We start from the raw sequence: 13,936 nt of genomic DNA on the forward strand, positions 1-13,936 counted from the left end.
TTCAAGCCACTGGAGCAACCATGACTGACACCCCGATGGACGACGACTTCGGCGACGCGATCGACGTCGACAACGCGCAGCGCCTCGGCGAGCTGCTGGCCGTGCTGGCCGGACAGGCCGATCCGGATGCCCCCGCGATCACGCTGGACACGATGGACGGCTACCTGACCGCCCTGCGCGTCGGCCCGTCCGACGCGGCACCGATCCAGGCGATGGACGCGCTGTTCGGCGAGGACTGGCCCGCCGGCCTCGACGAACAGGACCTGACCGACGCGTTCATGGAAGCGCTGCATGTGCGCTGGAACGAGATCGGCGACAGCCTCGACCCGCAACCGCTGCTCGAAGCGCCGGAGCAGATGCACCTGACGCCGCTGATCTCCGAGTTCGACGAGGAGACCAAGGCCGAACTGGTCGCGCAAGGCTCGATCACCGCGGAACTGCTGGAACGCATGCCCGCGCCCGGCGCGATGTGGGCGCAGGGTTTCCTGCAGGCGGTCGACGATTCGAACGCATGGACGCTGCCTGCCGGCGACGGCGCGGACGATCTGCAGGCGATGCTGGAAGCGATCGAGGCCGTCACGCTGGCCGAGGACTCGACGCCGCGCGCCGAGTACGTGCAGCGCGCCTACGAAGAGCCGGACGGCATCGACCAGAACGCGCTGATCGACGACATGCTGTTCACCGTGCAGGACCTGCGCCTGTTCTGGATGCAGCAGCGCGTGCTGAAGGAAGCAATCTCCGGACTGACCTCGACCCCGGACTCGACGCACTGATCCTCGGACCACGACGATCGACGGCGGACTCGAACCGCCGTTCACGGACGCCGGCCTTGTGCCGGCGTTTCTCGTTCCAGGTTCCTCATTCCAGCCGTCGACGACGGCGCGTCGCACGGCTCAGAGCCGGCCCTTGCAGTTCGGTGCGCCGCAACGGCAACGCAGGCGCCCTTCGTGGTGGCTCTCACCATAGTCGGCGCAGATCTCCTCGCCCGGATCGATGTCGCGGATCGCGTAGAACTCCGCCCGGCCCTGCCGGATGCGCAGCACCGCGTTGGGCGCGCAGCTGTGGTTCACGTGACGCAGCGCGCAATCGGACTTCGTCGCATCGATGGCCGTCTTGTCGGTCACCTCGACCACGTGGATCCGGCGCCGCCCCTCGATGCGCCGACGGGCCTCGCGCACCGGCACGATCTCGCCGCGCATCTCGCCGATCTTGCGGCGCGCCGGAATCGACTCGGCAGCGAACACCCCGAGCCCGTCGATCGGGCTCTTGTCCACGGCCAGCGCGAAACGCTCGGCGGGCTGCGGCTCGCCCTTCGGGCGCGAGTGCGGTTCAGCGGCGGGAGCCGGCGTGACGACGGCAGCGACAGAACTCAGTCGAGGCATGAAGGCGGCGCGCGGCAGCGGCCGCGACGAAATGGCGAAACCCCCATTGTCGCGCCCTTGCCACTGGTATCGCGGACGGCGCGCTTGACGCGTCCATCGCGTCACCAAGATACTGGTTCGCATGTCCTTCGCGTTCCGCACCCTCGGCCTAGTCCAGATGTCCTGCTGCATGCATTCGCAGCAGGCGCACCTGTGCGCACGCAACGAGGGACGGCGTCGAACGCGGCAGACGCCCCCCGGATCCCGGACCCCACGGTCCTGAAGCGATCCACCGAACTCCCCCCGACAAGGCCCGCGCACCCCGCGGGCCTTGTTCATTTCCGCCCTCGGTCCTTCCATCCCACCAGGAGAACCCCGATGCAGACTGCGACGAACCCGCCCCGTTCCCCCGACGACCGAGCCCCAGGCCGCGGCCACCGCGCCGTGCGCATCGCCGAGGGCCTGACGCTGCGTCGCCCGCGCCCCGAGGACGCTCGCGCGCATGCCGAGTTGCTCGGACATCCCGGCGTGCAACCGTCGCTGCTGCAGGTCCCGTTCACCTCCGAGCTGCTCTGGCAGGAGCGCTTCTCGAAAGTGCCGGACACCAACAGCGGCGAACTGCAGCTGCTCGCGTTCGACGGCGAGCGCCTGCTCGGGTCTGCCGGACTGCATGCGGTGGGCCCGCAGGTGCGGCGCCGGCACGCGATGGCCCTGGGCATCGGCGTGCATCCGGACGCGCACGGACGCGGCGTCGGCTCGGCACTGATGGACGCGCTCATGCGGCAGGCGGACGACTGGCTCGGCGTGCTGCGGATTGAGCTCACCGTGTTCGCCGACAACGCGCGCGCGATCCGGCTCTACGAGCGCTTCGGCTTCGAGCACGAAGGTCGCCTGCGCGGCTACGCGCTGCGTGACGGACGCTACGTCGACGCCTTGACGATGGCGCGACTGCATCCGCAGCCGCCCGTGATCGGACGGGCTGCGGCGTGAGCCACGTGTGTGGATCGCCGGTCAGTCGACGGTCAGCGCCGGCGCCTGCGCTTCGACCACGCCGTTGACCAGGCGCCACAGGTCGTCGCCGTCGAGCAGCGTGAGCATCTGCGGTCCATGCCCCTTGAGCAGGTGCACCTGGGCCTGCGCGGCCCAGCCTGGGCGTGTCGGGCTGGGCTGCAGCTGCTCGGCACCGGCGACGAAGACCTGCCCCAGCTGCTGCACCGCCAGCACCAGGCGCTGGCCTGCGCCGGTCTGGCAGACCATCAGCGCCGCTTCTTCGCCGCAGGGACGGTGGAACAGCAGTTGTCCGAGATCCAGCACCGGCAACATGCGGCCTTCGAAGCCCAGCATGCCGCGCACCGCCGCCGGGGCCGTGGGCCAGGCGGTGATGCGCTGACGCTCCAGCGCCGCGACCACCTGCATCGCGGGCAATCCCAGCCACTGGTGATCGACGAGGAAACTGGCCACGTCCACGGTCTTGGCGCCCGCCGGCGGCATAGGCGTGAACGCCGCGGACGGCGCGCCCGCGCCGGCCGACTCGCCGGCCGCCAGGCGCTCGCCCAACGGCAGCACGACAAGCGCGGCCAGATCGGTTGCATCGGCCGGCGTGAGGCGGCGGTACTCCCGGTAGCCGCCCGACATGGCCAGCCCATAGGCATGGACGCGGCCATCGAATTCGAGCTCACCGGTCACGTGCTGGTCCGCCGGCAACGTCGGCAGCGCGGGCAACGGCATCGGCAGGCGATCGCCCGGCGACCAGCGCGCATCGCTGCTGGCCACGACCTCGCCCGCGCGCGTCACGAGCAACGCGGCCGCGCCGGCATGATCCGGCAAGGCCGCACGCAACATCGCGCGGAACTGCGGCGCGCCGTCGAACACGATCGCGATGCCGCCGGCCATCGCCGCGCCGTCCGGATGCGGCACGCCGGCCGCGTAGACGAGACAGGGCGCATGCCCGTCCTCGCCGTAGAGTCCACACGGCGCATGCGACGACACCACGTACTGGCTGGCGTCGCGCAGTCCGAGCGCGCTGGAGACCCAGTCTCCCTGCAGCGAGCGTCCGACGTGATGCGCCTGGGCCGGGTCGGACACGGCGACCACGCGGCCGGCGTTGTCGAAGACCAGCAACAGCGAATAGACGGTGTAGAGCGCGTGGATGCTCGCGAGCACCGCCTGCGCCGATGCCGCGTCGCCGGTCGCGAGCGCGCGCTGCAGGCGCGCGTCGAGCGCCCACCAGCGACAGTCGTTGGCGCGCTCATACAGGTTGCGGTTGACGATGGAGATCGCCAGTTCCGCACGGAAGCCGGCACCGTCGAAGACCGCGTCCAGCGCGCCCTCCTCGAGCTGGGCGATCGCGCGTTCGAACACCTGGCGCAGTTGGTCGCCGGTGCGTTCGACTTCATTGAGCAAGGTCACGGCGAAGGCATTCCCGCCGCCTTGACCGGATTGACCCGATGGACCGGGCGAGGCGCCCTCGCCGCTCCGGGCGCCCGGCTGGGCATGCACGCGGCTCTTGAGCTTGCCGTTCCACAACGACCGCGACAGCTCGCGCTGGATGCGGCGCGCCTCCACCGGGATGCTCCGAAGCTCTTCATCAAACAGCTCGCGCGTATCGAGGTCGCGGGCGCGGCCACTCTGATGCTCCGGCGGCGCGTCCGCAAAGGCGTGCTGCAGCGGCTGCAGCATCTGCGCCCGCCAGCCGGGCCCGAAGTAGCCTTCGTAGCCGCTGGCCGCGCTCTCGCAAGCCAGATAGTCGCGGCCGGCGAAGTCCAGTCGCCATCCCTGCGCTTCGCCGGCGTCCGACAAGGGTGCGCCCAGCGGGATCTGCCAGGGATCCGAGGTCAGCAGCACGCGGCCCTGCGCGTCCTTCAGCACCAGCACCGAGCGGGGCACGCCGGCACACAAGGCGCGGAACAGGCCCAGCATCTCGTCCTCCAGCTTGAAGGACAGGCACAGCAGACCGCGCGGGCCACCGGATTCGGCGCCCGTGCCGTCATGACCCGTCACCGCCGCCGCGTAGATCAGGCCGCTGCGTCCGCCGAGCAGGCCGGTCGGGCCGTGCACTTCGACGAACGCGCGGCCCGGCTCGAAAGCCTCGCTCAGCCGAGGGTCCTCGACGACCGGCGCGCATGTCGAGTCGTCCAAGGCCGCCAGGCGACGTCCATCGGCGGCCAGCAGCACGACCTGGTCGTAGACCGAGTATTTGGCGACATAGGCGGCAAAGCGCCGACGCAGCGCCTCGACCTCCCCGGGGTCGACGGCACCGGCGGCATCCGCCTGCAGCAACGCCCTCAGCGGGCCATCGCTGGCGAGAAAACCGACGTCGGCAGTCCGTTCAAAGAGGTTGCGCACCAGGATGTCGATCGCGACCTGCGAGCGTCCCTGCAAATGTCCGACCGCATGCCGCAGTTGACGGCGCGCCAGGCTGTCCAGCAGGCGTCCGGTCAACGCTTCGAAGGCGGTACGGGTATCGGCCATGTCGGTGGCGGCACCGCTCATCTGGCCCAGCAGCGCCAGGCTGTCCCAGGCGCCTTGCAAGCGCAGCAGCGGCTCGCGATATTCGTCCAGCAGCGGCATGGCTGCCAGCAACGGGGCCACTTCGGCGCTGAACGGCAGGCCTTTCCGATAGACCTTGTTCGAACCCTGCGTCATCTCTTTCCCTCCCAACGATCACACGCCCTCGTGAGGCGACGCGCGGCAGTGTGGCGCGCGTTGACGACGTTGTCAGGGGGAGAAACGCACGGTTTCCAAGACTAACTTCGGTGATCGCACGTCGATCAGGCACGAAGTGCCGCGCTGGTGCGGCGATGCCGCAAGTTGGGGAGAAATCCGCCGTCGATGCGACGGCTTGGTGCGTTCAATCCAGCGAGACCACCGCCCCGTCGGCGGTACGGCGCTGCGTCTGGGCGTGAAGTTCGCCGTCGGACGCACGGCTCTGGGGCTGTGTGGAGGACTCGGTGCCTCGATCTGGAGCGGCCGGTTGCGGCGCAGGTGGCCGGCTCGGCTGGCGCTTGCCCGTGATCAGCAGGCGAGCCAGCTTGACCACTTCGCTCGCCTGGGCCGGCGCGGCGGGCACCGACAAGGCGGCACCGAGCACGGCGACGCCCAGCACCCTCCAGAGGGGCCGGTCGGCGTTCAGCGCTTGTTGTTGTCGGCTCTTCATGGTCTCCCCGCGCACATCTGCATCTTAGCGACGATGGAAGGAGTATCGAAAGTCAGCCCCGCAGCCGCCAGGGGGCGGCGACGAACTGCGCCTTGGGACGGTTGACTTGCGGATTGGGGGGACGGGAGTCGATGCCGGGCGAGGGCACCTGCCTCAAACCGGCGCCCCGGACTTCGAAGCGCACCTGTTGCAGCACCTGTCCGTTCCCGTCGAGCAAGGCGAGTTCGTGCCGCCCGGGCATCGGCAGCCAATCCAAGGCCTCTCCGCGTCCGATGATGCGGCCGTCGAGCCGCCAGGCCGCGACAGCACCACGCTCAAGCCGTCCCTCATGCGCAAAACGGAGCCGCTGCGCCGTCGGCGGAATGTCGGGGTCCAGCGCGTAGATCGCGCCATCGATCGGATTGCGAAGTGCCACGGACGTGCCCGCGGCCCGGATGACCGCCTGCTCGGTGCCCGCCACGAACCACTCCCGCCGCGAGGGCTCCTGGCCGCCGTCGAATCGCGTGTCCAGCGGAACGACGCCGGCTGGCGGTCCGGTCGTTGACGGGATACCGCCTGCATGAAGCGCCAGCATGACCTCGCGCCACACCGGGGCCGCGCCGCTCACGCCCGACACCTGGTGCATCGCCTCGCCGCTCGAGTTGCCGACCCAGACGCCGACCGTGAATCGGCTGGTCCAGCCGATGCACCAGTTGTCGCGCATGTCCTTGCTCGTCCCCGTCTTCACCGACGCCGGGAACGGCAGCGCCAGCGCGCTCGACAGTCCGAAGGTCAACGCGCGCGCGCTGTTGTCGGCCAGGATGTCACCGACGATGAAACTGGCCTTGGGATCCGCAACCTGGCGGGACTCACCTCGCCGGATGTCGGCCTCCTGTCCGGCCTCGATCCGCGGCAGACGCGCCGCCGCATAACGCCCTCCGTTGGCCAGTGCGCGATACGCATTGGTCAGGGCCAGCAAGGTCACGTCCGCGCTTCCCAGCGCCAGCGACGGGCCGTAGAACCCGCCTGTCTCCGGCAGTTGCAGGCCCAGCGCATTGAGCCGCTCGAAGACGGCCTCCGGCGTGAGCATCAGCGACAGCCGCACGGCCGGCACGTTGAGGCTGTTGCCGAGCGAGGCCCGCGCGCTGATCCAGCCGCGGTACTGCTTGTCGTAGTTCTGGGGCAGATACAAGCCCGCCGCGGTCGCGACCTGCGCCGGCGAGTCGTCCAGCAGGCTCGCCGCGGTGATGAGGCGGCGCTCGATCGCCAGCTCATACAGGAAGGGCTTGAGCGTCGATCCGGGTTGGCGGCGCGCCAGCACGTGGTCCACCTGTGCCGCGTCCGACAGCTGGCTGCCGCTCGATCCGACCCAGACGCGAACCTCGCCGCTGGCGTTGTCGAGCACGAGCACCGCGCCATCCTCGACCTGCCGACCGGACAGCTCCGCCAGGTGCCGCCGCAGCGCCTGCACCGCGACCCGTTGCCAAGTCGCGTCCAGCGTGCTGCGTTGCGTCGGCGGCCCATCCGGGCGAAGCGCGAGACGCGCGTAATGCGGAGCCCACTGCGGCGCATCCGCCAGCGACAGCACCTTGCGCCTCAGCACGGCACCGACCTCGTCGGTCAGGCCGTCGCAGCCCTGCCCCATCGCGCGCAGGACGCCGCAGGCGCGCGTCGCGAGTGTCTCGGCGGACGCGTTCGGTCCGCGCAGCATCGCGGCGAGCAGTGCAGATTCGCGCGCATCGAGGCCGCCTGGCCGCTTTCCGAAAAGCGACTGCGCTGCCGCGGGCACACCGATGAGCTCGCCGCGCAACGGCACGCGGTTCAGGTAGGCCTCGAGGATCTGGGCCTTGGTCCATCGCTTTTCCAGCCGCCCCGCGACCCACGCCTGTCCGAGCTTCTGCGTCACGCTGCGGCCGCCACGCCGGCTCAGATCCCCGTCGAGCAGGCCGGCGAGCTGCATCGTCACCGTCGACGCGCCCCGCGTGCGGGTGTTCCAGACATTGGCCCAGGCGCTCGCGGCGACGGCCGACCAGTCGACGCCGCTGTGCTCATAGAAGTGCTGGTCCTCGGACAGCAGCATCGCCCGCAGCAGCGACGGCGACATCTGGTCCAGCGGCACCCAGGCGAGCACACGTCGGGTGGGATCGACACGCAAGGTCTGCAGCGGTGCACCCCGACGATCGAGCAGTTGGATGTCCGACAACGGGTGCGCAGCACGCGTCTGAGAGAACGAGGGCAGATCTTCCGCCCGGACCGCGGCGACGCACCCCGCGCCAACGAGTACGAGGGTGCCCAGCCGTCGCCATCGTGCGAGGCGGCGCAGACAGGCGGCACCCGGCAGGTTCAAGGCTGCACCTCCAGGGTCGCGTTCGGCAGCTCACCGAAGCGGTCCGGCGAGTACATCGCCTCGGCCCGCGTGGTGGGCATCTGGAAGCGTCCGGCATTGTTCAGCCGGACCGTGTATTCGAGGACATGCTTGCCGCGCGGCAGGTAGCCGAAGTAGGCGCGCCACGCCGTGAAACTGCGTTCGATGAAGCTGGGCCACGCCTGGCCCTCGGCGCGCTCGCCCTGCGTGTCGATCGTGCCCTCGACGACCGCCGCGCCCGTGGGCAGCGGATCGCTGAGCACCACCCACGACATGTCGGCGGCGGCATCGATCTCCAGCCGCACGCGCATCACGTCACCTCGCGACCATCGTGGCGCCGCCTTCTGCGATACGGGTGTGATCGTCCGCCTGATCGCGTAGCCGGCACTGAGCGGCGCCTTCAAGGGGATGGCGGACAAGGCCTGCACCGTGGCCCAGGGTTTCCCCTCGCCCGACTGCGTCAGGGTCAGCGTGCCGTTGCCGGCGGCGGGCCACGGCAGCCGCAACTCGCCGCCCTCCGGCTTGGCCGTCCAGTCAAACGCCACGCCAGCGCCGGTCAGCTTGGCCTCGGTCTTTCCCTTCACCGGCTGCGATTCGAAACGCGCCGAGAATTTTTCGAGCGCCAAGGCCCCCCACAGGTTCGCCGTCGTGTTGAACCAGGCGCCTCGCTCCTGGCGGGCGAGTGTGCCGACGACCAGCCGAGGCAGGTCCTCTTTCCATCCCGGGTCGTCGACCAGGGCCAGGATCGCACGTGCCGCGGTCGCGTCGCCGCTGCCCATCAGCCACCACCAGGCGTCGGACTCCTCGTTGACGAAACGCAGCGTCGAGCCCGAGAAGCTCAGGCGGCTCCGCAGCTGGTTCTGTGCGGCAGAGATCTGGGCGATACGGTCGGGTGCATCGGCCATCCGCTGGTGCAGGACCAACCAATCGACAACGACATGGGTCGGCCAGGTGCTCAGGTTTCGGCCGTCCACGGTGCCAAGCTGTCGCGGCGTCGCTTTGCCGTACCGCGCCAAAGTGGCGAGCGCAGCAATGCGTCGCGGCTCGTCATCGGGGCGCGGCGACCAGTGGCGACGCTCCAGTCGTCCCTCGACGAAGGCAGCCAACCCATCGAGTGCCTTGCCCAGCTGCGCCGCGGGCAAGGGTCGACCCGCTTCCTGCGCGACCGAGAGCAGATGGGCGGTCAGCACGTCGCTGCCTTGCGTCAGATGCCGCGAGAGCGGGAAGTACGCAAACAGTCCGTCGTTGTCCTGATAGGTCGACAACTGCCCCATCAGTCCCTCCCACGAGGCGGTGTCATGCAGCGCGATGTATTTCGAGCTCTGCTGTTCAAGGCAGGTGTAGGGGTACTGCTCGAAGTAACGGCGGATGCCCGGCAGGGCCGTCGACAACTTCGGCTGCAGACCGATCTGGAGTCCGCCGCGTTTGACACCCTGTGCCGGCAACGCGTCGGCTGGGACGGCGACGGGGATGCTGATCGGCGCATCAAGCTGACGCAGCGTCGCCTGCAGCACCCGCACCGGGACTGCCGGCTGGACGGCCTGCGTGGTCCGCATCGCGTCCTTCGCGCCGCCGCCTTGCTCCTGCGCCAACGCTTCCCAGACGATGCGCTGGACGCCCTCCGGGACCACGACGTCCCAAGCCAACTCCTGCGCCTGTCCTGGCGCCAGCTTCACGGCGCGCGGATCGGTCGGCACTGCCTGCTCGCCGCCCTCCCCGCTGGCCTTGCCGGTCAGGGACACCCGGAGGTCCATCGCGCGGCTCGTGGCATTGCGCAGCGTGAGCATGGCCTGCACCCGGTCGCCTTCGCGCACCAGCGGCGGCAGACCGGACAGCAGCTGCAGGTCCTGGCTCACGTTGATGCTGCCCTCGCCTGTGCCGAAGCGCTGTCCCGGCGCGTCGGCCACGGCCACCAGCCGGAAGCGCGTGAGCGAATCGTTCAACGGCACGCGCACGAGCGCCTCGCCCTGTGCATCGACAGTCACCAACGGCTGCCAGGTCAACAGCGTGTCGAACAGCTCCCGGGTGGCGAAACCGCCCCCGCCTCCAGCCGCCACGGCCTTCCGACCGTAATGTCGCCGGCCGATGATTTCGCTGTGCCCGGTCGCTGTCGTCACGCCCCACGGACGCGTCTGGATCATGCCGTCCAGCAACTTCCAGCTCGAGTTCGGTGCGAGCGCCAGCAGGCCTTCATCCACCGCCGCGAATGCGATCTGGGCATCCGGTACCGGCTTGCCATCCTGGGTCACCCGAAGCTTGACCTGCGCGCTTTGCCTCACGCCGTACTGCGCCTGCTGCGGCACGACCTCGACCTGCAACCGGTGCTTGGCCTGGCCGATCTCGATCGGCGCCATGCCGAGCTTGAACGAGGGCTTGGACAGATCGACCATGGCGGTCGGCGCCTGATAGTCCCCGGAGGCGCGCCACTCCCGCCACCAGTTGGTCGGCTCGCGCCAGCCCCAGGAGAAGAATGAATACCAGGGAACTTCGCGCAGACGGCCGCGCAGGACCATCACGCTGACAAACGCGTTCGGCGTCCAGTTCCGATCGATCTTCAGTTCCAGCCAAGGGTCGCGGCCGGACAGGCGCCGCACCTCGCTGTACAACACGCCCTCCCGCTCAACAGTGACCAGTGCGGTCGCATCGCGGTAAGGCATGCGCACCTGGAACCTCGCCGTTTCGCCAGGCTCATAACGTCGCCGTTCCGGGATCACGTCGATGCGGTCGTCGTTGTCCTGCGCGAACCAGAGTTCACCCGCCTTCGTCACCCACAGCGACCGCGCCGCCTGCGCAGTGCGGCCACCGTCGTCCCTGGTCGATCCGATCAGCTCGATCTGTCCGCCCTGACTCAGCTTGACCTCGCAACGCATGAGCCCGAGCGCATCGGTCGTGCCGCTGCAGAGCTCACCCAGGTCCTTCAGATTGCGTTGATGCTCGTAGGCGTAGAAGCCTCCCACCAGTCGCTTGCGCGTGCTGAGCGTCTGGATCTGGCGTGCGCCGATGCTGATCTTCTGGTTGGCCAGAGGCTTCCCCTGGGTATCCAGGGCCACCGCCTGGACGGACAACGGCTGGCCGTTGGCCACCCACGTGGCCGCGCGCAGACCGACGACCACGCCCGCGGGCCAGACGACCTGAGAGGCCGCCCGGGTGTGCGTCTGTCCATCGGGATCTCGGTAGTTCAGTTCGACACGCAACTCCGAGGGGCGGTCGATGCCGCCCTTCAGGGGAATCTTGAACGATGCACCGCCTTTGGTATCGGTCTGGAGCGCGAGCTTGTCGAGCACCAGTCGACTCGCTCCGGGCGCATCACCCGCCGACTCCCCGTCGCCCGTCTCCATCTCGCCGTCCGGAGCCGCGTCACGCGGCCCTTCTCGCGACGGTGGCTCAAAGGCGAAATCGTCGAACCCAGGGAACTGGGTCCAGCGCGGCTGCAGCATGGCACTGACTTCCACCGGCGACTTCGCCATGGGGCCGCCAGCCATGTAGTTCAGCTGAGCAGACCACGACAGCTCCTTGGCCCCAGGAGCAGGCGCCTTTGGCGCAACAAGGCGGGCATCGACGAGCGGCACGCGGAATTCCTCGACACGCACGCTCCCGCTGTCCCAGGTTTGCCGACCACCGCGCGAGTCCCCTCGTTCCATGATGAATCGATATCGGCCGAGCTTGGCCTCTGCCGGCACTGTCCAAGAACTCAACGCGTACCGGCTACCTTGCCAACGCAAGTCCAGAGCGGCCACGTCCTCACCGGTGCCTTCGAACACGACGCGCAGCTTGTCCGGCAGTTGATCCGCAGTCGCATCAGACAGGCCCTGAACGGTCTCCAGGCGGAAGAAGTGCTTCATCGACAGCGTCTCGCCCGCGCGAAGCAGCGGCCTATCGGTCACGGTGTGGGCACGGGCCGCGCGCTCGGCTCCCCACGCGATGGGCACGTTGAAGCGCCAGGGCTCTATGCCACGACTCCACCCACTGAACATGAACGACTGATCAAGCGCCTTCCCCGGCTGCGCGTGTCGTGCGGTGATGAACAGGCCCGATTCCGCGATGCACTGCCCTCCTCCGCCGTCGCGATCCAGGTTCGGTCGATCGATGCGCGCCAGCCCCTGGGCATCCGTGCGGCCGTTCCAGAGCGCCTTGCCACGGCAGTCGTAGACAGCGACCTGGGCCCCCTCCAGCGGCTGGCCTTTGTCGAGCGACGTCACCCAGACCAGGCTGTCGTCCTTCCCCAATTTGAAATGCAGCCCAAGATTGGTGACGAGCGCCCCCGTCCTCACAAACATTGGCTGTATCGGATCGAGAAGCGACTGTCCCAGACGCGGCGATTTCAGTTCAAGCACGTGATAGCCCGGCTGCGACAGCGGGATGCCGATCACATCAATGAGCTTCTCGGGATTCGGCGGAGGCACGGTCATCGATTGAAGGTCCGAACCGTCCTTCAACCACTCGAACTTCCGGTCCTCCCATTCGTTCTGCCGGAAGAGCCGTCCGTACCAGCGCAGGATCTCGACATCGTCGGTAAGCCTTCTGATCCGTAGATGGCCACTGGCGCGCGGCTGCAGATCACTCTGCACGCGTCGCAAGCTCAGAGGGACGAGGCTGGGCCCTGCCGGCTCCCATTCGACGATCCCGAAAGGCGCGGCGGCAAACTTCGCCAGAGGGGGCGCTTCCGATGTTCGAACCTTCATCGGGAAGCTGGCCGCATTGGACAGCGGTCGCCCGCTGTCATCCTTGATGCCAGCGGGGAGCTCAAGCAGATACTCCTGCTGTTCGGCCAAGGGCGCAGGGAAGCGCACCGTCGATAGCCATTTGGCGGACTGCTGCTCTGGGTCTGCCTGCGTCAAGGCAGATACGGTCACTCCGTCCTTTGCCTTGAGCCGGACTTTCAAGGCCAACTCCCGTGCGATCGGCTCAGAAAAGCTCACGGTGATCGGGCGAATCGAGAGGCAAGGCGCATTCGCACGCTCGCGCTCACAAGAGAGTTCAGCGGTCAGCGGCGAACGGACAGAAAAGCGGAAACGCCGATCCGCTCGCGTGCGGACGGATTCGTTGCCGGCGGCCGCTATGCCGGCGCCCCAAACCAACGTTGCCTCCGCGCCCGCCGGCAGAGGGCGAGAGCATCCGACAAGAATCCAGTTCTGCCCCTTCGCTTCATCCAGCTTCAATGCATGGAGCAGTTCATCTCGCTCCAAGACGCCACGCAGTTCAACTGGAATGCGTTCCCCAAGCGCCTTCGACTCACACCACATATGAGGAGCGATGGTTTCAAGCTTTGCCGTGCCGGAAAGCTGCAGGAGGAATCGTTGGTCCTCCTCAATCTTGCCGCCTTCCCAAGGGCTGATGCGCCTTACCGTTGGGGCTCCCAACTGGAACGAGAATTCGCGCTTGCCGTTCCACTCCAAGCCTGCACCGGGTGCAGTCGGTCGAAAATCGAGGCTGGCAACAACCGAACATTTCGCTCCGGCCGGTAGCGGCCGTGCAAAATCGAAAATCCACTCTCGATCGTTTGTCCAGCGGCCCTTTCCCTGGGGAACAGCGTCTCCACAACGCAAGGCAACTGGATCGGGAAGCCGGGGGTCGCCGAGCTGCGTCACCGCAACCTTGAAGCGAACGACGACATTCTGAACCTGCGCAACTTCACCCTGCGGAGAAACCGAAGCGATTTCCACTGCTTGTGCCGGCAGCCCCCAGCACAACGTGCCAACTGCCGCAAGCGCCAGAAGCGAAGACCGGCCAAACCCATTCCAGAATCGCTGCATACGCCCCCCGTAGCGTCCAAACGAGGAGGCAGTCTATTCCGAGGACAACAGAAAAACAGTCCCACAAAAGGGGCGAACATCAAGCAATGTCTGGCAATGCGATTACTTAGATAAGTAGCGTTCGCGAGCCAGGAGCAGATCGCCGACGATATTTGCGCGTTGAAGCTCGATCATCGTATTCGAAGCCCCGAAAAGACAAAACCCCTCGATCATTGCTGATCGAGGGGTTTGGCGGTGTATTAGCCTGACGATGACCTACTTTCACACGGGAATCCGCACTATCATCGGCGCTGAGTCGTTTCACGGTCCTGTTCGGGATGGG

General features: G+C 67.9%; 7 protein-coding genes. 2 read left to right on the top strand and 5 right to left on the bottom strand.

Annotated features, from left to right (window positions below):
• The first annotated feature begins 20 nt into the window (after positions 1–20).
• Positions 21–773: a UPF0149 family protein gene (locus VF536_RS01755; protein WP_331613062.1), complete on the top strand. Its 753-nt coding sequence runs from the start codon at positions 21–23 to the stop codon at positions 771–773.
• Positions 774–893: 120 nt separating this feature from the next.
• Here the strand turns inward: VF536_RS01755 and VF536_RS01760 are convergent, their stop codons facing one another.
• Positions 894–1,553, bottom strand: coding sequence for an SET domain-containing protein (locus tag VF536_RS01760; protein WP_331613063.1), 660 nt, complete (start codon positions 1,551–1,553; stop codon positions 894–896).
• 186 nt (positions 1,554–1,739) lie between these two features.
• On the opposite strand from VF536_RS01760, the gene VF536_RS01765 reads away from it, so the two are divergent.
• A complete protein-coding gene (locus tag VF536_RS01765) occupies positions 1,740–2,351 on the top strand; it encodes a GNAT family N-acetyltransferase (RefSeq protein WP_331613064.1) in 612 nt (203 codons plus the stop codon).
• Positions 2,352–2,372: 21 nt separating this feature from the next.
• Here VF536_RS01765 and VF536_RS01770 read toward each other — a convergent pair whose 3' ends face one another.
• The 4 genes from VF536_RS01770 to VF536_RS01785 all read right to left on the bottom strand — a co-directional run bounded on the left by VF536_RS01770 (position 2,373) and on the right by VF536_RS01785 (position 13,614).
• Complete coding sequence (locus VF536_RS01770; protein ID WP_331613065.1) at positions 2,373–5,006, bottom strand: chemotaxis protein CheW; 2,634 nt, start codon at positions 5,004–5,006, stop codon at positions 2,373–2,375.
• 205 nt (positions 5,007–5,211) lie between these two features.
• Complete coding sequence (locus VF536_RS01775; RefSeq protein ID WP_331613066.1) at positions 5,212–5,517, bottom strand: hypothetical protein; 306 nt, start codon at positions 5,515–5,517, stop codon at positions 5,212–5,214.
• 52 nt (positions 5,518–5,569) lie between these two features.
• On the bottom strand, positions 5,570–7,819 hold the full coding sequence (pbpC, locus tag VF536_RS01780) for a penicillin-binding protein 1C (protein WP_414710253.1): 2,250 nt from the start codon (positions 7,817–7,819) through the stop codon (positions 5,570–5,572).
• A gap of 20 nt (positions 7,820–7,839) precedes the next feature.
• The gene (locus VF536_RS01785; RefSeq protein ID WP_331613068.1) at positions 7,840–13,614 is read right to left on the bottom strand and encodes an alpha-2-macroglobulin family protein; all 5,775 of its coding nucleotides are present in this window, start codon (positions 13,612–13,614) and stop codon (positions 7,840–7,842) included.
• Positions 13,615–13,936 lie beyond the last annotated feature (322 nt).

It is taken from the genome of Roseateles sp. (assembly GCF_036486225.1).
Lineage (GTDB): Bacteria > Pseudomonadota > Gammaproteobacteria > Burkholderiales > Burkholderiaceae_C > Roseateles.